Consider the following 23684-nt stretch of genomic DNA (forward strand, 5'->3'; position numbering starts at 1 on the left):
CCCCGCCGAAGCGGGACGAGGGCCTTCACGGACTACCGGAGGATCAGAGACCGAGCTCGTCCTCGAAGTTGCCCTCTTCCAGACGCTGCTTGATCGTCGTGACGAAGCGGCCCGCGTCGGCCCCGTCCACCAGGCGGTGGTCGTAGGTCAGCGGCAGGAACGCCATCGACCGGACGGCGATCGTGTCGTTGCCGTCGGCGTCCGCGATCACGACCGGACGCTTCACGACCGCGCCGGTACCGAGCATGCCGGACTGCGGCTGCACGATGATCGGCGTGTCGAACAGGGCGCCGTTGGAGCCGATGTTCGTGATCGTGAAGGTGCCGCCCGACAGCTCGTCCGGCTTGATCTGGCCCGAACGCGCGCGGCCCGCCAGGTCGGCGATGCGGTGCGCGAGACCGGCGAGGCTCAGCTCGCCCGCGTCGTGGATGACCACCGACAGCAGACCCTTTTCGGTGTCCACCGCGATCCCCAGGTGCACCGCACCGTGGTAGGTGATCTCCTTCGTGTCCTCGTTGTAGGACGCGTTGACGTTCGGGTGCTGCTTGAGCGCCTCGACGGTGGCCTTCGCGAAGAACGGCAGGAACGTCAGGTTGACGCCCTCGCGCTCCTTGAAGGCCGCCTTCGCCCGCTGGCGGAGCTTGGCGATCTTCGTGACGTCCACCTCGTGGACCTGCGTGAGCTGCGCGGAAAGCTGCAGCGACTCGCGGGTCTTCGTGGCGGTGATCTGACGGATCCGGCTGGCCTTCTGCACGGTGCCGCGCAGGGCCGCGAGCTCCGGCGAAACCGCGGCCTTGCGCGGAGCCGACGGGGCGGCGGCGGCCGGGGCGGCGGCAGCGGGCTGCGCGGCGGGAGCCGGGGCGGCCTTCTGCTTGGCTTCGGCGGCCGCGAGCACGTCCTGCTTGCGGATGCGGCCACCGACACCGCTGCCGGTCAGCGACGACAGGTCGATGCCGTGCTCCGAAGCGAGCTTGCGGACCAGCGGCGTGACGTACGGCGCGTTGTCCGAGCCGTTGTCGGTGCTGGCCGCGGCGGGCTTCGGCGCGGGCTGGGCGGCCGGCTTCGGCGCCTCTGCCTTGGGAGCCGGCGCGGGAGCCGCTTCGACCTTGGGCTCGGGCTTCGGTTCCGGCTTGGGCTCCGGCTTCGGCTCGGGCTTGGGTTCCGGCTTCGGCTCGGCGGCCTTCGGGGCCGGGGCGGAACCGGCGGCACCGATCACCGCGAGCACACCGCCGACCTCGACGGTCTCGTCCTCACCGGCGCGGATCTCCAGCACGGTGCCGGCGACCGGCGACGGGACCTCGGTGTCGACCTTGTCCGTGGAGATCTCGAGCAGCGGCTCGTCGACCTCGACGCTGTCGCCGACCTGCTTGAGCCACCGGGTGACGGTGCCCTCGGTGACGCTCTCGCCCAGCTCGGGCAGCTTCACCTCGGTGCCTTCGCCGCCGGAGGCGGGCGCGGTGTCCGGCTGGGACGGCGCGGCGGCCTCTTCCTTCGCGGGCTCCGGCTCCGGCTCGGGCTGCGCCTCTTCGGCGGCGGGCTCGGCGGAACCGGAGGACTCCGGCACCCCGCCGGTCCCGTCGTCGATGACGGCGAGCTCGCCGCCGACCTCGACGGTCTCGTCTTCCTGGGCGCTGATCTTCACGACCTTGCCGGCGACCGGGGACGGGACCTCGGTGTCGACCTTGTCCGTGGAGATCTCGAGCAACGGCTCGTCGACCTCGACGGTGTCGCCCTCCTGCTTCAACCACCGGGTGACGGTGCCCTCGGTGACGCTCTCACCGAGCTCCGGCAACGTGACGGAGTAGGCCATCGTTCGCTGACTCCCTTGATATGTCTTGCTTGGTCTTCTGGTTCTTCGACGGTGAGACGTCAGCTGTGGACGTGCAGCGGCTTGCCCGCCAGGGCGAGGAACGCCTCACCGAGGGCCTCGGTCTGAGTGGGGTGCGCGTGGATGAGCGGGGCCACGTCCTCGGGGAACGCCTCCCAGCTGTAGATCAGCTGCGCTTCGCCGATCAGCTCGCCGACCCGGTCGCCCACCATGTGCACGCCCACGACCGGCCCTTCCGGAGCCTTGATCAGCTTGACCCCACCGGAGGTCTTGAGAATCTGGCTCTTGCCGTTGCCGCCGAGGTCGTAGGTGAAGGTGGTGACGTCGGAGCCGTACTTCTCCTTCGCCTGCGACTCGGTCAGGCCGACCGAAGCGACCTCGGGGTGCGAGTAGGTGACGCGCGGGATGCCGCTCTCGTCGATCACGCGCGGCTCCTGGCCGGCGATCTCTTCCGCGACGAAGATGCCCTGCTGGAACCCGCGGTGCGCGAGCTGCAGACCCGGGACGATGTCACCGACGGCGTAGACGTTCGGCAGGTTGGTGCGCAGGCGGTCGTCGGTGAGGACGAAGCCGCGCTCCATCTTGACGCCGGCCTCCTCGTACCCGTGGCCCGCCGAGTTCGGGCCGCGGCCCACGGCGACCAGCAGCAGGTCGGCTTCCAGCGTCTCGCCGGACTCCAGCGACACGCTCACGCCGTTGTCGTCCTGCTTGGCGCCGGTGAACCGGACGCCGGTCTTGAAGGCGATCTTGCGACGACGGAAAGCGCGTTCGAGCTGCTTGGACGCGTACTCGTCCTCGTTCGGGACCAGGCGGGGCAGCGCCTCCACGATGGTGACGTCGACGCCGAAGGACGCCCAGACGGACGCGAATTCGACACCGATGACACCACCGCCGAGAACGATGGCCTTCTTCGGGATGTAGTCCAGCGAAAGCGCCTGCTCGCTCGCGATGATGCGGCCGCCCAGCTCCAGGCCGGGCAGCGTCTTCGAGTACGAGCCGGTGGCGAGGATGACGTTCTTGCCGGTGTAGCGGGTGCCGTCGACCTCGACGGTCGTGCCGCCGACGAACGTCCCGGTGCCCTCGACGAGGTTCACCTTGTGCGCCTTGGCCAGGCCCTGGAGGCCCTTGTACAGGCGGGAGACGATCCCGTCCTTGTACTTGTTGACCCCGGCGATGTCGATGCCTTCCAGCACGGCCTTGACGCCGAAGGTCTCGGCGTCGCGGGTCTCGTCGGCGACCTCCGCCGCGTGCAGGAGGGCCTTGGTCGGGATGCAGCCTCGGTGGAGGCACGTCCCGCCAAGCTTGTCCTTTTCGATCAGGGTGACGGAAAGGCCCAGCTCGGCCGCGCGGAACGCGGCGGCGTAGCCGCCCGATCCGCCACCCAGGATCACAAGGTCGGCGGAGGTGTCGGTCACTTCAATAACTCCTCGGCAAGCGGTAGGGGTGGTGCTCTGGCGCCGCTCCGCGCGGTATACGCGCGCGCGGACACTTGCCATCTTGTCACTACGTGTGGAGAGCCTGCGACCTAGGCCGCGTCCTGTGACCCACGGGACACGGCCCGCGCGGACCGCCACGCTGAGCACACGCCCGCGTCGGGATAATGGACATCGGACGCGAATGGGAAGTGAGGTGGTCGGAGTGGGTCTGTTCGACTCGCTGCGCCGGCGCTCTAAAGGCGGGCAAAAGCCCGGTACGCTGCGGAAAGCCTCTTCAACCGACTTCAAGCATCTCGAGGAGTGGGCCGCCTCACGGACCGGTGTCGAGGCCTATGTGGAGCCGAAGACCAACGTCACCGAGACCACGGTCGTCCTCATCGCCCATGACGGTGAGTGGACGCGGCGCCGGATCGAGAGCCTGGACGCGGCGCAGCAGTTCGGTCACAAACGGTCGATCCCCGTGTACGAGGTCGCGAGGGTCGGTTACCCGAAGCGGATGCGCGAGTACACCGAGCGGAAGAAGCGCGGCGAAGCCTGAGGCGGTCAGAGGTCGATCTCGCCGACGTGCTGTCCGTCGTGGACGGTGCCGGTGTCGCGGAAGCCGAGCCGCAGGTAGAACGCCTCCGGGCTGTGCTCGCCCGGGACCCAGAGGGTCGTGGCCCGGTGTCGGCCGCGGCGCCGCGCCTCGTCCAGGACGGTCTCGACGGCGAAACGGCCGTAGCCCTTGCCTTGCCGTCCGGCCGCGACATTGAGCCGCCAGATCCCGCAGCGGAAGTAGTCGATCGGGCAGTCCGGGTCGAACGCGCCCATCACGAACCCGACCGGTTCGCCGTCGTCGAGGATCAGGCGCGGCCAGGCGACTTCGGGCTGCGCGTAGGCCTCGGCGAGTGACCGGGCCACGGGAGCCACGTAGGACTCCTGATGCGGTTCGACGGTGATCGAGCAGGCGGCGCCGACGTTGTCCCGGGTGATCTTCGCGAGCGTGAGATCGGTCATGGTCGCGAAGCTAGCGACGCGCCCCGACGGATTTCACGCGGATTGGGCCAAAAGGAGCAAGTGGCGCTCCAGCAGCGCGCGGAACGTCGGATGGACGGTCGTGCCGAGCGCGGGGTCGATCTCGACCGTCCGCCACCGCTCTCCGGCGGCCGTCAGCAGCACGACGGCCGGATCCGAGATCACGACGACACCGCCTTCCGCGCGGAGTTCCGCCGTTCCGAGCAGCCGGGGGAAGACGACGTCGGCGGGCAGGCCGTCGCAGGTCCGGAGGAACTCGCGGTAGTCGTCGGGCAGCCGGAGCCCGAGCCGCGCCTCGGCCGCGCCGATGGTGCGGGGGGACGCCGCCGGGGGCGCGGTGCCACCACCGCGAAGCCGGAGGACGCCGTCGACGATGTCGCGCCAAGAGCCGGTGTCGGGCGGGTAGCGCTCGTAAAGTGCCGCGACCAGCGCCCCGGCGCACAAGCCGGACCAAGCGCCGAGCCCGAGCGGGTCCGCGCCGCCGGCGAGCCTCGGCGCGAGCCGCCGGGTCGCCGCCAGCACGGCGACGTCCGGACGGCTCTGTCGCGACGCGATTTCGGCCCAGGCCTCCAGATCGCCCCGCGCGACGGCCTCGCGCAACCGATCGGGCCGCGACGGCCCGAGGTGCGAGACGACCTCGCCGATCGGGGAGTCGCCGAGCAGGCCGTCGAGATCGGACACCCGCCGGGCGAGGTACTCGTCGTGGGCGCGTTCCTCGGCGTCGAGATCGAGCGGGATCATCGCCGCGGCCCACTCCGGATGCGCCCCTCGCGCTTCGAAGAGCATCGCCCACGCGCGGGCCCGCACCGCGCCCGGGACCAGCGTCGTGACGGGACGCTCGGTGAGCGCGTGCCAATGCGTGACCAGCCTGTCGGCTTCGGCCAGGTCGCCGGACGCGGCGAACAGCAGCGCCGCGTGCCCGATCCGGTCGTCGAGCGTCGCCTCGTCGCCGCTGAGCACGTCCTTGATCGCGTCTTCGAGATACGCGTCCTTGTCCACGGCACCGACCCTGCCATACCGGGCGACCCGGCGGCCGTGAAGCGCGTGAAGGCCCCCTTCCCTCGGCTCAGCCGAGGGAAGGGGGCCTTCACGCGCGAAAGAGATCAGCCGTTGGCGGCGATGTCCGCGAGGAGCGCGGCGATGGTGCGGACCGGGACGCCGGTGCCGCCCTTGCCGGTGTAGCCCCACGGTCCGGCGGTGTTGAACGACGGGCCCGCGATGTCGATGTGCGCCCAGGGCAGGCCCTCCGCGACGAACTCGCGCAGGAAGATGCCCGCGGCGAGCATGCCGCCCCAGCGGTGCCCGGTCACGTTCGCGAGGTCGGCGAGACGCGAGTCGAGGTCGGCGCGCAGCTCCTCCGGCAGCGGCATGGCCCAGCCGCCCTCACCGGTCGCCTGCGCGATCGACGCGACACGATCGCGGAACTCGTCCGAGCCCATGACGCCCGCGGTGCGGTTGCCGAGCGCGACGACCTGCGCGCCGGTCAGGGTCGAGGTCTCGATCAGGTAGTCGGGGTTCTCCTCGCCCGCGCGCACCATCGCGTCGGCCAGCACGAGACGGCCTTCGGCGTCGGTGTTGAGCACCTCGACGGTCTTGCCGCCGTACATGCTGAGCACGTCGCCCGGCCGGTACGAGGTGGCCGAGGGCAGGTTCTCCGCCAGCGGGATGTGCGCGACGACCTCGAGCGGGTACTTCAGCTTCGCGGCCAGCACCACGGAGGCGAGCACGGCGGCCGCGCCCGACATGTCCGAGGTCATGTGGTCCATGTTCGCGGCGGGCTTGATCGAAATGCCGCCCGAGTCGAAGGTGATGCCCTTGCCGACCAGCGCGACCTTCTTCGACGCCTTCGCCGGCTTGTAGGCGACGCGCAGCAGGCGCGGCTGCCGCGACGAACCGCCGCCGACGCCGAGGATGCCGCCGAAGCCCTTGCGCTTGAGGGCCTTCTCGTCGAGGACCTCGAAGTCGAGGCCGCTCGCCTCGGCCAGCGTCTTCGCGCGGTCGGCGAAGGAGGCCGGGAACAGGTCGTTCGGCGGGGTGTTGATCAGGTCGCGGGCGATGATGACCGACTCCGCGATGAAGGTGGCGGCCTTCAGCGTCGCCTTGTGGTCCTTGGCGGTGCCCTCTTCGGGGCTCACGAAGTCGACCTTCGCGACCGGGCCGTCGCCCTTCTCCGAGCGGTACTCGGTGAAGTCGTAGGCGCCGAGCGCGGTGCCCTCGACGGCGGCCTGCAGGTCGATCGCCGACAGCGTGACGAACGCGCGGTCGGTTCCGCTCAGCGCCCGCGCGGCGGCACCGGCGCCCCGGCGGACCTGCTCGGCGGTGACGCCGTCCGCGCCCGCCTTGCCGAGGCCGACGGCCAGGACCACACCGGCGGACAGCTTGCCCAGCGTCGGTACCTTGACGACCTCGTCGGCCTTGCCGGAGGCGCCGAGGGTGCCGAGGACCTCGGCGAGCTTGCCGTCGAAGGCGGCATCGGCGACGGAGGAGCCGGCGGCGAGCGCCAGGCCGTCTTCGCCCTGCAGAGTTCCGATGACGACGACGTCGGCGCGCGTCTTGGCCAGCGCCGCTTCGGCGTTCTCGGTCAGGGCAAGCTTCGGCACGGTCACTTCTGGCTCCTCGCGCGTTCGCGGTGGTACCGGGCGGCCGCCCGGTTGGATCGTGAGCCATGCTAATGACAGCGGGACCTGGGGGAACAGCGGGGCCGACCGGGTCACTCGGTGTACAGGAAGGGAGACGGCGTGCGGCTGGCGGGCGGTCTGCTCATCGCACTCGCGGTGGGCACCTCCGGAGCGGACTATTGGGTACTCCTCGCCGCCGTGGTCGCGGTCGTCCTCGCCGTCGCGGCCGAGGCATTGCTGCCGCCGGTGGGGGACACCCGGCCCGAGCGGATCGCGGGTGCCGTTTCGCGGTTGGGCCTGGTCGTGGTCTTCGTGACGACGTTCGGGCAGTACGTCTTCCCCTCCGCGCCGGGTGCCGCCGCCGCGGTGTTCGCCGTGGTGGCGGCCGTCGCCGACCTGGCCGGGGTCCGTCTCGGTGACTACGCCGCCCGCTGGGTCACCGGCCTGCTGCTGGTCGCGGCCGCGTCCCTGATCGCGATCTGCGTCGGCATCCCGCCTCTGGCCCAGTTCATCGCGCCGGATCCGCCGTCCGTGCCCGGTCTCGGCCTCGCCGTGCTGGTACTGCTGCCGTTCCTGCTGCCCCGGCGTCCCGGCGCGGGCCGCGCGGCCATGGTGGGCGCGGTGGCCGTGGCGATCATCGCCGTCGCCCTCTACCAGCTGGGACCGATCCGGCTGGGGCTTTCGGCGACGTCGTTCCGCGAGCTGCTGGCCGCGGCCGACGCGGTCTCGCTGCTCCCGGTGCTGCCCGTGGTGGTCGCCGTGGCGACCGTGCCCGTCGCGGTCGACGCCTTCACCGACGGCCGGGAGCGGCTTTCCCCGGAACGTCCGAAGACGACACTCGCTTGTGGACTGATCGTGGCCGTCGCCGCCGCCTTCGCTGGGCCGGTCGTGGCCCTCGGGCTCGCGGGAGTGGGAACGCTCGCCGAACTGGTTCTGCGGGTCCGCGCCCGTCGGTACCGTTCGAGGAGTGACCGTTCAAGGCGTGCATGATCCTCTCTGGACCCCGGGCGACACGGTCGTCGAGCGGTTCCTGCGACCGGACGGCTCGATCGGCCAGCATCACCCGCTGCGTGTCATCGCCGACGACGGCACCGTGCTGCTCGGCTGGCTCCCCGCGGACACCCCGATCATCGGCAGCAGGCTCGCCGACGGGCGGCTCTTCCGCGAGGCGCCGCTCCAGGAGCGGTTCCGGGTGCCGCGGGTGCGGGTGGCCGATTTCTGGCGCGACACCTCGACGCTGCGCCGGATCGCCGACGACGAATGGTCGTCGGTCTGGTGGTTCTTCGATGCCGCCGGCCGCTTCCTGAACTGGTACGTCAACCTCGAGGTCCCGCTCGGGCGCACGCTATCGGGGCCGGACCGGATCGACGGCATCCTCGACGTCGCCGTCGAGCCCGGCGGACGCTGGCAGTGGAAGGACGAGGACGAGGCAGAAGAGGCCGTCCTGGCGGGCCGCATCACCGCCGGCCAGCTCGAACGATTGCGTGCGGAGGGGGAGCGGATCGGCGCGCTCGCGGCGGCCGGGCGGTTCCCCTTCGACGGCACGTGGACCGACTTCCGGCCGGACCCGGACTGGCCCGCGCCCGGCCTTCCCGACGGGTTGCTCTAGCCCGCGACGAGGAACAGCAGCAGCGCGAGCGCGATGTTGATCACCGCGAGGACGACCACCGACTTGGTGGACAGCTCGCGCGGGAAAACCTTGCCGTGGATGTGGCGCCACCAGAAGACGCCGAAGCCGCCGCCGACCAGACCGAGGAACGCGCCGAAGCCGCTGCTCAGCAGCGCCCAGCCGTCCATCATCAGCAGGCCGACGCCGAAGGTCAGCAGTACCGCCGTCAGGAAGGTCTTGACGTCGGCCCCCGCGCCGGGGGTGGCGGGCTGGGCCGGATGGGCGGGCTGCATCTGGTTGTACGTCACGCCGCCATCCTAGGGGCGCGAGGCCCCGCGTGTTCGTCGTGACGGACAGTTCGAAGGCGGTAAAGATATGCGGACGTCCGACTAACGTGGGTCCGACCAAGCGTTATCGTCTAACCATGACGACCTCGACGCAGTTCACCCACCTCCCGCACCCGAGCCCCGCGAGCCCGGAACGCGTCGCGGACGTATTGGCCGCACCCGGTTTCGGGCTGCACTTCACCGATCACATGGTGACCGTGAAGTGGAGCGCCGAGAAGGGCTGGCACGACGCGACCGTCGGGCCGTACGCGCCGTTGACGCTCGACCCGGCGACCTCTGTGCTGCACTACGGCCAGGCGATCTTCGAGGGCCTCAAAGCCTACCGCCAGCCCGACGGCACGATCGCGGCGTTCCGGCCCGACGCGAACGCGATCCGGTTCCGCAACTCGGCCGAGCGCCTCGCCATGCCGCAGCTGCCGGTCGAGGTCTTCCTCGACTCGATCCGCGAGCTCCTCGCGGTCGACAGCCGCTGGGTGCCGACGAAGCCGGGCGAGTCGCTGTACCTGCGGCCGTTCATGATCTCCACCGAAGCCGGGCTCGGCGTCAACCGGCCCGCCAACGAGTACCTCTACGCGCTGATCGGCTCGCCCGCCGGCTCGTACTTCTCCGGCGGCGTCAAGCCGGTCAAGGTGTGGCTCTCGACCGAGTACGTGCGGGCGGTCCCCGGCGGCACCGGCGAGGCGAAGTGCGCCGGTAACTACGCGGCGTCGTTCCTCGCGCAGGCGCAGGCCGTGGACAAGGGCTGCGACCAGGTCGTGTGGCTCGACGCGGTCGAGCGGCGCTGGATCGAAGAGATGGGCGGGATGAACCTGTTCTTCGTCTTCGGTTCCGGTGACGAGGCCCGCGTCGTGACCCCGGAGCTGACCGGGTCGCTGCTGCCGGGCGTGACCCGCAAGTCGCTGCTGGAACTGGCGAAGTCGTTCGGGCACCAGGTCGAGGAGCGGCGCATCTCCACCGACGAGTGGGAGAAGTCGGCGGCTTCGGGCGAGCTGACCGAGGTGTTCGCCTGCGGGACCGCGGCGGTCATCACCCCGGTCGGGCACGTGAAGCACGCGGGCGGCGAGTTCTCCGTCGCCGGCGGGCAGCCGGGTGAGCTGACGATGAAGCTGCGCGGCGCGCTGACCGGGATCCAGGAGGGCACCCGGCCCGCTCCGGAAGGCTGGATGTACCCGCTGAGCTGAGTTCGTACCTGAAGGCCCCCTTGCTCGCGCCAGACGCAAGCAAGGGGGCCTTCAGGACGTTCGAGTGGCGAGAGCTGCGCAGCCGGAGGGAGGCACCAGGTCGCGTCGCCTCGGTCGTCACTCGAGTCCCGGCCAGACCGAAGGACGCCCGAGCCGCCCGGCAAAGTCCGTGAAGGCCTCCTTGAGGGACCCAGAGTCCCTCAAGGAGGCCTTCACGGACTTGGCACCTGACACGCCACCTGTGCCCTACCTCTCAAGAACCGCCCTCGCGAGACGCGACACTGAGTGGTGGTGAGCGGACGCCGTGTTCGTTCATCACCAGGTCAACCGCCGTTGGCCCACCGGCCGTGGCCGCGGGATAGAACCGCGCCATGACCGCTTCCCACCACAACCGCCGCACGCTGCTCAAAGCCGGATTGACCGGTGCCGGAGCCGTCGCGGGCGGGCTGCTCCTCCCCGGGATCGCGACCGCGAACCCGGCCCCGCTGATCCGCCGCGACCGTCCGGTGCTCACCCACGGTGTCCAGTCCGGCGACGTGACCCCCGGCTCCGGCATCGTCTGGTCGCGCGCCGACCGGCCTTCGCGGCTGATCGTGGAGGTCTCCAGGGACCCCTCGTTCCGGCACGCGCGCCGCGTGCGCGGGCCGGTGATGAGCCCGGAGACCGGCGGGACCGGCAAGGTCCGCGTCGCCGGTCTGCTGCCGGGCACCGAGGTCCACTACCGCGTGACCGCCGAATCCCTCGACGGCCGGACGTCCAGCGAGGCCGTCACCGGCCGGTTCGCCACGGCGCCGGTCGGCCGTTCGGACGTCCGTCTGGTGTGGTCCGGTGACGTCGCCGGGCAGAACTGGGGCATCAATCCCGAACTCGGCGGGATGACGATCTACCGCGCGATGGCCGATCGCCGTCCCGACCTGTTCCTCCACTGTGGAGACACGGTCTACGCCGACGCGCCGCTCACCGAGACCGTCGCGCTGCCCGGCGGCCGAGTGTGGCGCAACATCGTCACGCCGGAGAAGTCGAAGGTCGCCGAGACGCTCGACGAGTACCGCGGCCAGTTCGCCTACAACCTCCTCGACGAAAACCTCAAGCGCTTCACCGCGAACGTGCCCGCCTATGTCCAGTGGGACGACCACGAGGTCGTCAACAACTGGTACCCGGGGGAGATCCTCGACGACCGCCCCGAATACACGGAGAAGCGCGTCGACGTGCTCGCCGCGCGGGCGTTCCAGGCGTTCCACGAATGGCACCCGATCGACCGGCGCCAGGCCGTCGACGGCCGCGTCCACCGCACTTTCCGGTACGGCTCCCGCGCCGAGGTCTTCGTGCTGGACATGCGGACCTACAAGGACGCCAACACCGCGGACCAGACCAAACCCGGCCGCATCCTGGGCGACCGTCAGGCGCGCTGGCTCGTCGACGCGCTCGACCGCAGCACCGCCACCTGGAAGATCGTCCAGGCCGACCTCCCGATCGGCCTCACCGTCCCAGACGGCAAGGGCATCGAAGGCGTCGCCAACGGCCTGCCCGGCGCGCCCGGCGGCCGCGAGACCGAACTCGCCTGGGTGCTGCGGGAGATCTCGCGGCGCCGGGTGCGCAACGTCGTCTGGCTGACCGCCGACGTGCACTACACCGCGGCGCACCACTACTCGCCGGATCGCGCTTCCTTCACCGACTTCGACCCGTTCTGGGAGTTCGTCTCCGGTCCGCTCAACGCCGGCGCGTTCGGCCCGAACACGCTCGACCCGACCTTCGGGCCGGAAGCGGTGTTCGTGCACGCCCCGCCCGCCGCGAACACCTCGCCCGCCGACGGCTTCCAGCACTTCGGCGAGGTGAACATCGACGGGCGGAGCGGCGCGCTCACGGTCGACTTGCGGGACGCTACGGGCGCCTCGCTGTGGTCGAAGACCCTTCAGCCCCAGCGCTGATCAAGGCCGGCTGAGCAGTTCGGTCAGGACCGCGATGCTGCGATCGCCGTGCCCGGCCTCGGCGGCCCGCCGCACGAGGTCGTGCATCGGCCGTTGCCACTCGACGTCGACGCCTTCCTCGGCCAGTTCGAGGTCGGCGGCGGCGCCGGCGTGGAAGATGTCCACCGAGGCGGCGGGGTCGGAGTAGTCGCCGCTGTCGATCTCCTTGGCGTACACCGGAAGCACCGAGATGATCATCTCGAACCACTTGGTCGCGTACGGCAGGAGCGTTTCGGCTTCGAGTCCGCGCGACCGCAGCGCGGCGGCACCTTGGAAGAACCCGACCAGTGCGGGCAACAGGGTGCCGCCGACGGCCATTTCGTACAGCGCCGCGAGATCGGCCTCCTCACCGAGATGGACGGTGTCGCTGCCGAGCACCCGCAACGTGTCCCGGTGTTCGTCGAACACCGTCTTGTCGCCGCCGTAGTACAGCAGCGTGTCCGGCGCGCCGACGGCCGACGGCACGTTCTTGACCGCGCCGTCGAGGAACCGCGCGCCGCGACCGGTCGCCCATTCCGTCATCCGGCGCGCTCCCACCGGGGAACCGCTGTTCAAGGTGACCAAAGCGCGTCCGGTCAGGGAGGCGGGTCCCAAGGCCGCGCGTGTGTCCTCGTAGGTGGTCAGGCAGGCGATGGTCAACGGACTCGCCCGCACGGCTTCATCGGCCGTCGCGGCCCGGCGCGCCCCCAGCGCGACAAGGGGATCGGCCTTCGAAGCCGTCCTGTTCCACACCGTGGTCGGATGCCCGGCCGCGAGGAAGGCCCGTGCCAGGGCCGCGCCCATCGAACCGAGTCCGACGACGGTCACCGGCTTTTTCGGCATTTTTCGCTCCAGTCAAAGGAAATCTTCGGGATGACTCCATGCTGGGACGTCGCGTACATTCGATCAAGTACCTACTATTTTGCCGGGTACCGACAAAAAGGTCAGTGATCCGATGGTCAGGAATCGCACGTTCACCTGCGGCCTCGACGCCGCGATCGCCGTCATGGGCGGCAAGTGGAAAGGTCTCATCCTGTTCGCCCTCCAGGACGGGCCCGTGCGTTTCGGGGAGCTGCGGCGCGCGGTCCCCGGTATCAGCGAACGGGTGCTGATCCTGCAACTGCGCGAGATGGAGACCACCGGACTGCTGCATCGCGAGGTGTACCACCAGGTCCCGCCGAAGGTGGAGTACTCGCTGACGGAATTCGGCGACTCGCTCAACACCGCGATGGCCGCGCTGGGGGAGTGGGGCGAGGAGCACCTCGAGCGCATCGAGGCCATTCCCTGGTCCGACGTGAAGTGAGCGGTGAAGCACCCAGTAGGCTCCGGGCGAATAGCACGAATCCCACCCAAGGAGAAATACCGCCGTGACTGAACGCACGCTGGTCCTCGTCAAGCCCGATGGCGTCGCGCGCGGCCTCGTCGGCGAGGTCATCGCTCGCATCGAGCGCAAGGGCCTGAAGCTCGCCGCCCTCGAACTGCGCACCGTCGAACGCTCGGTCGCCGAGGAGCACTACGCCGAGCACAAGGAGCGCCCGTTCTTCGGTGACCTCCTCGAGTTCATCACCTCGGGCCCGCTGGTCGCTATCGCCGTCGAAGGCCCGCGCGCCATCGCCGCGTTCCGCCAGCTCGCCGGCGGCACCGACCCGGTCGAGAAGGCCACCCCGGGCACCCTGCGCGGCGACTTCGCGCTGGAGACCCAGTACAACCTGGTGCACGGTTCGGACTCCCCGGAGTCGGCCGAGCGCGAGCTCAAGCTCTGGTTCCCCGAGGTCTGACACACTCGTGGGTGGCGCGGGAAGACCGCGTCACCCACGGATCTGGGGGTTGTCGATGACACCGGACGAGTACCTGGCACGACTGCGGGAACTCACCACCGGTTTCGCGCGGGTCGCGCGCACCGGGGACCACGCCGCGCCCGTCCCGTGCTGCGGCGACTGGTGTCTGCGTGACCTGGTCGTCCATCTCGGCAACGTCCACCGCTGGGCGACGGAGATCGTCCGGACCGGGGAACCCGCGCCGCAGGACTTCGCCGTCGAACCGGGCGCGGATCTCGCCGCCTGGTACGCCGAATGCGCGGACGGCCTCGTCGAGGCTATGCGCGCGGCGTCCCCCGAAGACGGCGCCTGGAACTTCACCGCCGCCGCCAAGACCAAGGCCTTCTGGTTCCGCCGCCAGGTCCACGAGACCGCGGTGCATCTGCTCGACGCGCACCGCGCGGCGGGAACCGGGCACTCCCTCGACCCGTTCGTCGCCGCCGACGGCGTGGACGAGGTCCTCGTCGGCATGCTGCCGAAGGTGAAACGCTGGCACACCCCGCCCGCCGTCACCGTTCCGTTGCTGCTGAAGACATCCGACACCGGACACGCCTGGTTGATCACACCGCCGGGCGAAAACGACGTTCCCGGCTCGCGGCAGGCGGATCCCGCCGAAGCGGCGGGCGCCGTCGTCGAAGGGCCCGCGGAAGCGCTGGACTTGCTGCTGTGGCAACGGATCGAGCTCGACGGATCGGGTCTCGGGATCACCGGTGACGTCGCCGCTGCGGAAACCTTCCTCGCGGGGCCTTTCACTCCCTGACCTTCGCGCCCTACGCCGTTCGGTTCACGTTCACCTCCGGGTCTTCTCCTGGCGGTTCGCGTCCGCTGTGCTGAGCTGAGCCGTCTGTCACTCGATCGTGGGGTTTTTCGTGAGAAGATCACGCTTGTTGTTGCTCGCTGCCCTGCTGCCCGGACTGGTCGTCGCCGCGCCGGTGCACGCCGATCCGCTGACCGCTCCGCTCGGTCCGGCGCCCGTCGAAGCCGCCCCTGAGGGCTCGTCGGCGAAGGAGGGCCCGTCCGCGTACGCCGTGGCCGCGCCCGACGACGGTCTCGTCACCACCAGCGCGACTTCGCGCGTGGCACCGGGGCTGAGCCTGACCGAGTTCGACCGATACGACCCGGCGGGCTGGATCCGCGGCGACACCCTCGCCGTCGACCTGACCAGCAAGACGCTCAAGCCGACCTACCTCAGCCCCGGCACGGTTTCCGCGCGGACGCCGCTCTCGCAGCAGGTCGCCAAGGCGGGCGCGGTCGCCGGGGTCAACGGGGACTTCTTCGACATCAACGCCAGCGGCGCGCCGATCGGCGTCGGCGTCGACGCCGGGAAACTCCAGACGGCGCCCGCGCGCGGCCACAACCTGACCGCGTCGATCACCGAAGAAGGCAAGGCGCGGCTCGCGGAGGTGTTCCTCGACGCGTCGATCACCTTGCCCGACGGCAAGGTCGCGCCCGCGACGAACTTCAACAGCCCCGTGCTGAGCGGCGGCGCGATCGGCGTCTACACGCCGCTGTGGGGCGCGGCTTCACGGCGGACCTCGGTCGCCGGCGCGCAGCGTGTCGTCGAGATCGAGCTTCGCGACGGGGTCGTCACGCAGGTGCGGCCGCAGCCCGCGGACGGCCCGATCGCCGCCGGGAGCACGGTCCTGCTCGCTCGTGACGGCGGCGTGGACACGCTGTCCGGCCTGAAGACCGGCGACCGGGTCGGCGTCGCGTACGCGCCGAAGAGCGACGCGGGCAAGCTGTCCGTCTCGGTCGGCGGCAACGTCGTCCTGCTGCGCGACGGCGCGATCCAGCCGGTCGACAACGTCGCCATGCACCCGCGGACAGCGGTCGGGTTCTCCGCCGACGGCACGAAGATGTGGCTGGCGACGGTCGACGGCCGCCAGGCGGACAGCCGCGGCATGACCGAACTCGAACTCGCCCGCCACATGAAGTCGCTCGGCGCGGACGACGCCATCAACCTCGACGGCGGCGGCTCCTCGACCATGCTCGCCCGCGAGGAGGGCGAGAAGGCGCCGCTGGTGCGCAACTCGCCGTCGGACGGCGGGGAACGCCTGGTGCCCAACGGGCTCGGCGTCGCGACCGTGCCCGGCAGCGGACGCTTGACCGGGTTCTCGCCGCGTCCGGCGCGGAACACCACCGACGCGACGCGCGTGCTTTCCGGGCTGACGCGGAAACTCGTCGCCGGGGGCCACGACGAGACCGGCGCCGCCGTCGACGGCAAGGCCCAGTGGCTCAGCACCAATCCCTTCCGCGGCACCGTGACCGACGGCGTCTTCACCGCGCACACCGACCGGTTCCGGCCGGACGCGCCCGCGAACGTCGACGTCCTGGCGCGGCACGGCGGCGTCCTGGGCAAGACGACGCTGAACGTCCTCGGCTCGCCGGTCCGGCTGGGCACCAGCACCGAGCAGGTCGCGCTGTCCGGCGAAGGCGCGAAGAGCACCTTCAAGGTCTTCGGGTACGACGCCGACGGTTACGGCACGTGGGTCGAGCCCGACGACGTGAAACTCGATTACGACCACGCGGTGGTGCGGATCGAGCCGTCCGGCGACGGGTTCGCGGTCACCGCGCTGAAGGCCTCCGGCGCTTCGGCGATCACCGCCACGGCCGGCGGGAAGGTGACGCATCTGGCGGCGTCGGTCGGCACGGAATCCCGCGTGGCGGCGTCTTTGGACGGTCCGGCGGGCTGGTCCGCCAGCGTCTTCCCGGCCGTCGTCGGCGCCGCGCTTTCCGAGGCGCCCGGCCGGGACGGCGGACGCGGTCTGGCGCTGGACTACCGGCTGACCGGGACCAACGCCACGCGCGCGGCGTACATCAACTCGGCGGCGCCGATCGCGGTGCCGCCCGGCACCCAGCGCGTCGGCCTGTGGGTCAACGGCGACGCCAAGGGCGCCTGGCTGCGGGCGGAACTCCGCGACGCCGCCAACGTTCCGTCCATTGTGGACCTTTCGCTGAGCGTCGACTGGACGGGCTGGCGCTATGTCCGCGCCGCGATCCCGGCCGGGCTCCCGGACGGGCAGCGGCTGACGAAGTTCTACGCCGTCGAGAACGTCCCGGACCAGCAGTACGAAGGGCGGCTGGTCTTCGACGACCTCACCTTCGAGGTCGCTCCCGCGGCCTCCGTCCCGGCCGATCCCGCCCCGCGCGACCCGGCGCTGATCACCGACGGCGTCGCGACCGGCGGCCTGCGGATCGCCGTGGTCAGCGACGCGCAGTTCACCGCCGACCAGCCGGACGGCCCGCTGGTCGCCCAGGCCCGGCGCGCGCTGCGCGAGGCGGTCGCGGCGAAACCGGATCTCGTGCTGATCAACGGCGACTTCGTCGACCGCGGCACGGCCGCCGATTTCGTGCTCGCGAAGTCGGTCATCGACCAGGAACTGGCAGGCAAGGCGCCCTGGTACTACGTTCCGGGCAACCACGAGGCCGACGGCGGACACGGGATCACGGAGTTCCAGGCGGCGTTCGGGGAGACGCATCGCGTCGTCGACGTCGCCGGGATCAGGCTGGTGCTGATGGACTCCTCGCGCGGTTCGCTGCGCGCGGGCGGGTTCGACCAGATCCGGATGCTGCGCGAGGCGCTGGACGGCGCCAAGGCCGACCGGCGCGTCCGCGGTGTGGTCGTCGCGATGCACCATCCGGTCAAGGACCCCAGTCCCACCGGGAACTCCCAGCTGGCCGACCGCAAGGAAGCCGCCATGCTGACCGGCTGGCTGACCGCCTTCGAACGCGAGTCCGGCAAGCAGGCGGCCGCGATCGCCTCGCACGCCGGCGTGTTCAACCTGTCGCGCGTCGACGGCGTGCCGTACCTGGTGAACGGCAACTCCGGGAAGTCGCCCGCCGCGGCGCCCGGTGACGGCGGGTTCGTCGGCTGGACGATGGTCCGGTTCGAGCCGGGGGACAAGGCGCAGCCGGTGCGGTTCGAGACACGGCCGAACGTGGACTCGCTGGCGATCTCCGGGCCCTCGTCGCTGGCGCGTGGCGAGAAGGCGGACATCCGGGCCGTGGTGACGCAGGGAGCGCGTCAGGTGCCGGTTTCGTACCCGGTCAGCGCGGACTGGAAGGGCGGCTGGGGCACGCACGTCGCCGACGGCTTCCTGCCCGCGATGCCGTGGGACGTCGCGTCGTTCGACCCGGCGACCGGGGCGCTGACCGCGCTGCGGCCGGGGACGGCGAACCTTTCGGTCACCGTCAACGGCGTGACGCGGACCCTGTCGGTCGCGGTGCGCTGAGCCACTGGGGGTAAGGCAAAGGGTGGCGTGGTCTCGGTGACATCGGGAACAGGGACCGGAGAAAGCCGTCCCGGCGGAAGGCGATGACCTACCCCAGTCCGTGAAGGCCTCCTTCCCTACCCTGAAAGCAGGGAAGGAGGCCTTCACGGACTTTGCCATCCGCCTGACACCTTGGCTTTCGGCCCAATGGAACTCGGAACGCCACTCAGGACCCCCTGTACCGAAGGTCCTTCAGTCCACGAGCGTCAGGCGGCTTCGTGCGCCTCTTCGGCCGACCCGGGCAGCGCCGGACCCCGCGGCGGGATCGCGTCCGCGGCGGCCGGATCGACCTTCCGCACCGAACCGTCGGCCGCGCTCTGCGCGATCGCGATCATCGAGGCCAGCGCGTCCCGGATCTGCTGCTGCTCCCGCTCCGGGATGAGGCTGAGCTCGATCAGCACGCTGCCGTTGCCGAGCAGTCCGTACCCGTTGCGCGCGATGCCCTGGTAGTCGCCGCCGGGATATTGCGAGACGTAGCCGCCGTTGCCGTCGATCGACCGCTGCACCACGACCGCGATCTGCTTCGCGAAGTCCACATCGGACGGTTCGACGCCCGCGTTCGTCGGCCACAGCGTCGAAGCGGTGATCTCCTTGCCGTCGGCGTCCCGGTAGCGGCCCTGCATGTGGTAGTCGACCATGATGTCCGGCTCGAACGACGCGTTCCGCCGCTGGATCAGGCCCGCTTCGGTCGCCGGGTTGTCCTTCGGGGCCACGGCCGGATCGTGGTACCGGTTGATGTCGTAGCCCTTGCCCTTCTCGCCGTACACGGGAGTGGCGTCCGGGGCGTAGTTGTAGCGCCAGTCGCGTTCGTGGCCGTCGGGGTTGGCGCGCACGACGATGTCGACGGTCACCTTCGCCAGCAGTTTCCGCGCCCACACGCTGTGTTCCACCCCGACCTTGCGCAGGAACTCGAGCGCGGCCGGAGTGCCGAGCGGTTCGTCGCCGTGCTGCTGGGTGACGTACTGGATCCGCGTCTTGCCGTGGCCGACCCGGGCCGCCCATACCGGACGTCCCTCGTTGCTGCGGCCGATCTTGTCCACCCGGATCTTGCCGTGGCTGAGCGCGGCCAGCTTGTGCAGTTCGAAGGCCAGCTTGGCGGTGGAGGGCCGCGGGTCGACGGTCCGACCGTCCACAGTGGTCTCGACCGCTTGGGCGGCGGGCGCCACCAGGAGCCCGGCGCTGACAAAAACGGACAACAGGGCGATTCTGGACTTGAGACTCATGGTCGGTGAGTATCGACGAGCGGACAGCGACCGACAAGGGTCCGGATAAACCGGTCGAATTTTGTCGGTGGCAGGTTCTAGGGTGCCTAGCGTGGGTGACTCAGAGCACGAATCGGCGATGGTCCAGGCGAAGGCGCTGGTCAAGCGTTTCGGCGACTTCGAGGCCGTACGCGGGATCGACGTCGAGGTCCGCCCGGGGGAGGCGTTCGGCTTCCTCGGGCCCAACGGCGCGGGCAAATCCTCCACCATGCGGATGATCGCGAGCGTGTCCCCGCGTACCGACGGCGACCTGCGGGTCCTCGGCATGGACCCGGACGTCGAGGGGCCGAAGATCCGCGCCCGGCTCGGCGTGGTGCCGCAGCAGGACAACCTCGACACCGAGCTGACCGTCCGGCAGAACCTGCAGATCTACGGCCGCTACTTCGGGCTCTCCCGCGCGCACGTGCGGAGCAAGGCCGAGGAGCTGATGGAGTTCGCCCAGCTCACCGATCGCGCGAACGCCGAGGTCGATTCGCTCTCCGGCGGCATGAAGCGGCGGCTGACCATCGCGCGGTCCCTGGTCAACGACCCGGAGCTGCTGCTGCTCGACGAGCCGACCACGGGGCTCGACCCGCAGGCCCGCCACCTGTTGTGGGACAGGCTGTTCCGGCTCAAGGCCGGCGGGACCACGCTGATCATCACCACCCACTACATGGACGAAGCCGAGCAGCTCTGCGACAGGCTCGTCGTGATGGACAACGGCCGCATCGCCGCCGAAGGCTCGCCCGCCGACCTGATCAGCCGGTACTCCACCCGCGAGGTCGTCGAGCTGCGCTTCCCGAACGGCGAACAAGAGGCCGCCGCGAAGCAGGTCGAAGGCCTCGCGGACCGCGTCGAGGTGCTGCCGGACCGCGTCCTGCTCTACACGATGACCGGCGAGGCCACCCTCGAACAGGCCCACGCGCGCGGGTTGCGTCCACTGTCGAGCCTGGTCCGCCGAAGCTCGCTGGAGGACGTCTTCCTCCGCCTCACCGGCCGGACGCTGGTCGACTGATGACCACGGCACAGACGAAGGCGTCGACGGGCCGCGTGGTCTCGCGCTGGGCGGGGGCCTGGTTGCGGGTCGAAGGCCATTGGATGTGGTACCGCCGCTACTGGGTGTCCACCCTGTACTCGACGGGCCTCCAGCCGGTGTTGTTCCTGGCCGCGATGGGCCTCGGGTTCGGCTCCCAGGTCCAGGCGGGCCCGGCGACGGGCGGGTTCGTGTACCTGCAGTACGTCGCCCCCGCACTGCTCGTCGCCGGCGCGGCGCAGCTGGCGGTCGGCGAATCGAGCTATCCGGTGCTGTCGGGTTTCAAGTGGCAGCAGGACTACCTCGCCGTCACCGCCACCCCGATCACCCCGGGACAGGTGCTCGGCAGCCAGATCATGTGGGTGAGCCTCCGGCTGACCCTGGCCGGCACGATCTACGCCGTCATCGCGGCGCTTTTCGGCTCCTGGACGAGTTTCGGCGTGCTCGCCGTCATCCTGATCGGGACGCTCACCGGTATCGCCTGCGGCACCCCGGTGATGGCGCTCGCCGCGACCACCTACGACGAAGGCACCCGGTTCGGCCTGGTGTTCCGCTTCGTCCTGATCCCGATGACGCTGTTCTCCGGCACGTTCTTCCCGATCGCCGAACTGCCGGCCCCGCTGAGGTGGATCGCCTGGCTTTCCCCGCTGTGGCACGGCAACGAGGCCGCCAGGGCGGTCAGTCTCGGCACTGTCGGCCCGCTCGCCACGCTGGGCCACCTCGCCTTCCTGGTCGTGCTGGCCGGGGCGGGCTGGGCGTTGGCGCACAAGTACTTCTACCGACGGCTGGTGGTCTGAAATGGCAGTGCTCACCAACGCCCCGCGGCGCGGAGTGCTGCTGCGCATCCTGCCGTCCGCGCTGTACAGCGGCCGGTCGAAGGCGGTGCTGGAGCGGACCTTCCTGACCTACTCGCACGCCTGGATGCTGTTCGTGTCCGGCGTCTTCGAGCCGCTGTTCTACCTGATGGCCTTCCAGCTCGGCTTCGGCAAACTCGTCGGTGAGGTCGTCGGGCCCGGCGGGCAGGTGATGAGTTACGTCGCCTTCGTCGCGCCCGGTCTGCTCGCGGCGTCGGCGATGAACGGCGCGATCCTCGACTCGACGTACAACCTGTTCTTCAAACTGAAGTACGCCAAGCTGTACGACGCGATGCTCGCCACCCCGATCGGGCCGCTGGACATCGCGCTCGGCGAGGTCGGCTGGTCGGTGCTGCGCGGCGGGATCTACTCGGTGACCTTCCTCGGCGTGATGACCGCGATGGGGCTGCCCGCGTCCTGGTGGGCCGTGCTGATGATCCCGGCGGCGCTGCTGATCGCGATGGCGTTCTCGGCCATCGGCATCGTGCTGGTGACCTTCCTGCGCTCGGTCTCGCAGTTCGACTACATCAACCTCGTGCTGATGCCGCTGTTCCTGTTCTCCACGACGTTCTACCCGCTTTCGGTCTACCCCGAGACGATCCAGTGGATCGTGCGGATCTTCCCGCTGTACCACGGGATCGAGCTGATGCGCGGCCTCTCGATCGGTGTCCTGTCGTGGGGCATGATCGGGAACGTGGCGTACCTGCTGGCGCTGGCGGCGGTCGGGATCTACGCGTCGTCGAAGCGATTCGGCAAGCTCCTGCTGCGCTGACTCACCGGGCCGGGTTCGAGCCCGTCCGCCGGGGCGCCACCGCGGCCAGCGCGTCGACCATCCCGTGCCCGTAGAAGCCGTTGAACCCGGCGTACCCGGTGCAGTACGCGTCCTGCGTGCCGTCGCCGGTCAGGTCGTAGTCGGCGGGGCACGCGATCGGGGTCGCCTGGGCGTCGAGCGACCGCCTCAGCTGGCGGGCGCCGTAGCCGGGGTGCTTCGAAGCGAGCAACGCCACGACACCGGCGACGTGCGGCGCCGCCATCGACGTCCCGCACAGCGGAGCGTATCCGCCAGGGACGGTCGAAAGGACGCACTCGCCGGTCTCGCCGCCGGGAGCCGTCACGTCGATCACGCCGAGCCCGTACGAGCTGTAGCCGGCCTTGACCCGTTCCGCGCTCACGGACGACACCGCGACGACGTCCCGCAGCCCGGCGGGCAGCGCCTGGCAGCCTTCGGCCTGTTTCCGGGCGCCCGAATGCGGCGACGGCACGAGCCCGACGGCTTCGTTGGTCGCCGCCGCGACGTTGAGCGTGCCCGCCGAGGTCGCGTACTCGACGGCACGGGCCATGACCTCGTTCACCACGCCCCGTTCGTCGGCGTGGGCGCATGAGAGCGACCACGGCTCGACGAAGTAGCTGCTGTTGGTCACGGCCATGCCCTGTGAAACGGCCCACATCAGGCCGCAGACGGCGGCCTCCGGGTCGGCGTACCCGCGGTCGTCGATCACCTTCACCGACGCGATCCGCACCCCGGGCGCCACCCCGGTGACGCCCTTGCCGTCGTCGGCCGCGGCGATGATCCCCGCCACATGGGTGCCGTGCACCGACGTCGTCGCGGCCCAGTTCCGGTCGGGCGCGCCGGTCAGGCAGCCCGCGGACTTGCCGGGGTCGAGAGCCGCCGCGAGGTCGGGGTGGGTGGCGTCGACGCCGGAGTCGAGGACGCCGACGACGACGTCCGGGCTGCCCGGTTCGATCGCGTGGGCCTTGTCGGCGCCGATCGCGCGCATGTCCCACTGTTCGCCGGTGCGGTCGGTGGCGTCCACCTTCGCGGGATCCGTCGGTTCCAGCTCGGCGCGCGCGGGTGCGGCCTTGGTGGACGGGGTGCCCTTGGCCCGCTGCACCGCGAGCCGTTCCGCCTGCGCGCTGAACGCGGCGGCGGGCCGGACCAGCTCGGTGAAGGCCCGGTCGGCCGAGGTCGCCACGGCCACCGCGATCTGCGGATAGTAGATCGTCGTGCTGCCGCAGCCGCTGGTGATGGCAGCCCTGGCCTCGGCTTCGGAGGTGCCCCGGTCGAAGGCGACGACGTAGCGCAGCGCCCGTCCCTCGGGATGGCAGGACGGGTCCGCGCCCGCGGTCGGGACAGCGGCGACCGAGCCGCAGAGCACCAGGAAGGCGCATACGGCCGCTCGCAGGGACCGTCCCAGCAGGGACACCGGACCTCCCACCGGAGAAACAGGGGGACAACGAGGGCACCGCGGCCTGGGCCGGGCTGGATCTCGGTACCCCCGAGCGGCACGCTAGCCACCCTCGGCCGGGCCGACAAGCTCTTCCGGGAAGTTCCCTCGGCCGGTGGCCGCGGCGCGCCCGGGAGCCAGGTCTGTGGCACCGAGTACACCGTAGTGGGGCCCGGGTGTGGGATACTCGCGGTGGCCGCTGGCCGACGGGCACACGTGAGAGGTGGCGCTCGCGGTCCTGGGGCCCGGTGGTGTGCTGCACAT

The 23684-nt window shown here is 70.6% G+C and carries 21 protein-coding genes; 12 read left to right on the forward strand and 9 right to left on the reverse strand.

The features are described 5' to 3' along the window. Positions 1 to 43 precede the first annotated feature (43 nt). The gene (gene sucB / locus AB0N89_RS19000) at positions 44 to 1810 is read right to left on the reverse strand and encodes a 2-oxoglutarate dehydrogenase, E2 component, dihydrolipoamide succinyltransferase (RefSeq protein ID WP_364206025.1); all 1767 of its coding nucleotides are present in this window, start codon (positions 1808 to 1810) and stop codon (positions 44 to 46) included. Between the two features lie 59 nt (positions 1811 to 1869). Further along, complete coding sequence (gene lpdA / locus AB0N89_RS19005; protein WP_364206027.1) at positions 1870 to 3243, reverse strand: dihydrolipoyl dehydrogenase; 1374 nt, start codon at positions 3241 to 3243, stop codon at positions 1870 to 1872. A 214-nt stretch (positions 3244 to 3457) separates the two neighbouring features. Between lpdA and AB0N89_RS19010 the strand changes: the two genes are divergently transcribed. Beyond that, positions 3458 to 3802: an oxidoreductase gene (locus AB0N89_RS19010; protein WP_364206029.1), complete on the forward strand. Its 345-nt coding sequence runs from the start codon at positions 3458 to 3460 to the stop codon at positions 3800 to 3802. A gap of 5 nt (positions 3803 to 3807) precedes the next feature. Here AB0N89_RS19010 and AB0N89_RS19015 read toward each other — a convergent pair whose 3' ends face one another. The 3 genes from AB0N89_RS19015 to AB0N89_RS19025 form a co-directional block, all read right to left on the reverse strand. Then, positions 3808 to 4260 carry a GNAT family N-acetyltransferase gene (locus tag AB0N89_RS19015; RefSeq protein ID WP_364206031.1) on the reverse strand — a complete coding sequence of 151 codons (453 nt, stop codon included), beginning with the start codon at positions 4258 to 4260 and terminating at the stop codon, positions 3808 to 3810. A 33-nt stretch (positions 4261 to 4293) separates the two neighbouring features. Beyond that, positions 4294 to 5277, reverse strand: a complete 984-nt coding sequence (locus AB0N89_RS19020; RefSeq protein WP_364206033.1) for an SMI1/KNR4 family protein — start codon at positions 5275 to 5277, stop codon at positions 4294 to 4296. A gap of 104 nt (positions 5278 to 5381) precedes the next feature. After that, entirely contained in the window at positions 5382 to 6884 is a 1503-nt protein-coding gene (locus AB0N89_RS19025; protein ID WP_364206035.1) for a leucyl aminopeptidase, read from the reverse strand. Between the two features lie 111 nt (positions 6885 to 6995). Here AB0N89_RS19025 and AB0N89_RS19030 point away from each other — a divergent pair, with 111 nt between their 5' ends. Further along, positions 6996 to 7886, forward strand: coding sequence for a hypothetical protein (locus AB0N89_RS19030; RefSeq protein WP_364206037.1), 891 nt, complete (start codon positions 6996 to 6998; stop codon positions 7884 to 7886). Continuing rightward, on the forward strand, positions 7879 to 8505 hold the full coding sequence (locus tag AB0N89_RS19035; RefSeq protein WP_364206039.1) for a DUF402 domain-containing protein: 627 nt from the start codon (positions 7879 to 7881) through the stop codon (positions 8503 to 8505). Before AB0N89_RS19030 ends, AB0N89_RS19035 begins: the two co-directional genes overlap by 8 nt. On the opposite strand, the gene AB0N89_RS19040 is transcribed toward AB0N89_RS19035, so the two are convergent. Continuing rightward, complete coding sequence (locus tag AB0N89_RS19040) at positions 8502 to 8813, reverse strand: hypothetical protein (protein ID WP_364206041.1); 312 nt, start codon at positions 8811 to 8813, stop codon at positions 8502 to 8504. The genes AB0N89_RS19035 and AB0N89_RS19040 overlap by 4 nt on opposite strands. A 116-nt stretch (positions 8814 to 8929) precedes the next feature. Between AB0N89_RS19040 and AB0N89_RS19045 the strand changes: the two genes are divergently transcribed. After that, the gene (locus tag AB0N89_RS19045) at positions 8930 to 10033 is read left to right on the forward strand and encodes a branched-chain amino acid aminotransferase (RefSeq protein WP_364206042.1); all 1104 of its coding nucleotides are present in this window, start codon (positions 8930 to 8932) and stop codon (positions 10031 to 10033) included. A 371-nt stretch (positions 10034 to 10404) separates the two neighbouring features. Beyond that, positions 10405 to 11961: an alkaline phosphatase D family protein gene (locus AB0N89_RS19050; RefSeq protein ID WP_364206043.1), complete on the forward strand. Its 1557-nt coding sequence runs from the start codon at positions 10405 to 10407 to the stop codon at positions 11959 to 11961. Here AB0N89_RS19050 and AB0N89_RS19055 read toward each other — a convergent pair whose 3' ends face one another. Next, positions 11962 to 12822 carry an NAD(P)-binding domain-containing protein gene (locus tag AB0N89_RS19055; protein ID WP_364206045.1) on the reverse strand — a complete coding sequence of 287 codons (861 nt, stop codon included), beginning with the start codon at positions 12820 to 12822 and terminating at the stop codon, positions 11962 to 11964. Positions 12823 to 12934: 112 nt separating this feature from the next. On the opposite strand from AB0N89_RS19055, the gene AB0N89_RS19060 reads away from it, so the two are divergent. From AB0N89_RS19060 to AB0N89_RS19075, 4 genes are all read left to right on the forward strand, one after another. Next, complete coding sequence (locus tag AB0N89_RS19060) at positions 12935 to 13282, forward strand: helix-turn-helix domain-containing protein (protein ID WP_364206047.1); 348 nt, start codon at positions 12935 to 12937, stop codon at positions 13280 to 13282. Between the two features lie 64 nt (positions 13283 to 13346). Next, positions 13347 to 13757 carry a nucleoside-diphosphate kinase gene (gene ndk / locus AB0N89_RS19065; RefSeq protein ID WP_005158515.1) on the forward strand — a complete coding sequence of 137 codons (411 nt, stop codon included), beginning with the start codon at positions 13347 to 13349 and terminating at the stop codon, positions 13755 to 13757. Positions 13758 to 13812: 55 nt separating this feature from the next. Beyond that, positions 13813 to 14556, forward strand: a complete 744-nt coding sequence (locus tag AB0N89_RS19070; RefSeq protein ID WP_364206049.1) for a maleylpyruvate isomerase family mycothiol-dependent enzyme — start codon at positions 13813 to 13815, stop codon at positions 14554 to 14556. A gap of 127 nt (positions 14557 to 14683) precedes the next feature. After that, complete coding sequence (locus tag AB0N89_RS19075; RefSeq protein ID WP_364206239.1) at positions 14684 to 18028, forward strand: phosphodiester glycosidase family protein; 3345 nt, start codon at positions 14684 to 14686, stop codon at positions 18026 to 18028. A gap of 245 nt (positions 18029 to 18273) precedes the next feature. Here AB0N89_RS19075 and AB0N89_RS19080 read toward each other — a convergent pair whose 3' ends face one another. Further along, on the reverse strand, positions 18274 to 19290 hold the full coding sequence (locus AB0N89_RS19080; RefSeq protein WP_364206051.1) for a M14 family zinc carboxypeptidase: 1017 nt from the start codon (positions 19288 to 19290) through the stop codon (positions 18274 to 18276). Positions 19291 to 19408: 118 nt separating this feature from the next. On the opposite strand from AB0N89_RS19080, the gene AB0N89_RS19085 reads away from it, so the two are divergent. The 3 genes from AB0N89_RS19085 to AB0N89_RS19095 are packed head-to-tail and all read left to right on the forward strand — an operon-like array spanning position 19409 to position 21967. Continuing rightward, entirely contained in the window at positions 19409 to 20323 is a 915-nt protein-coding gene (locus AB0N89_RS19085) for an ABC transporter ATP-binding protein (RefSeq protein WP_364206242.1), read from the forward strand. After that, positions 20323 to 21138 carry an ABC transporter permease gene (locus AB0N89_RS19090; protein ID WP_364206053.1) on the forward strand — a complete coding sequence of 272 codons (816 nt, stop codon included), beginning with the start codon at positions 20323 to 20325 and terminating at the stop codon, positions 21136 to 21138. Before AB0N89_RS19085 ends, AB0N89_RS19090 begins: the two co-directional genes overlap by 1 nt. Before the next feature lies 1 nt (position 21139). Beyond that, entirely contained in the window at positions 21140 to 21967 is an 828-nt protein-coding gene (locus tag AB0N89_RS19095; protein WP_364206055.1) for an ABC transporter permease, read from the forward strand. 1 nt (position 21968) lies between these two features. Here the strand turns inward: AB0N89_RS19095 and AB0N89_RS19100 are convergent, their stop codons facing one another. After that, positions 21969 to 23399, reverse strand: a complete 1431-nt coding sequence (locus AB0N89_RS19100; RefSeq protein WP_364206057.1) for a S8 family serine peptidase — start codon at positions 23397 to 23399, stop codon at positions 21969 to 21971. Between the last annotated feature and the right edge of the window lie 285 nt (positions 23400 to 23684).

This window comes from Amycolatopsis sp. NPDC089917 (assembly GCF_040684635.1).
Taxonomy (GTDB): domain Bacteria; phylum Actinomycetota; class Actinomycetes; order Mycobacteriales; family Pseudonocardiaceae; genus Amycolatopsis.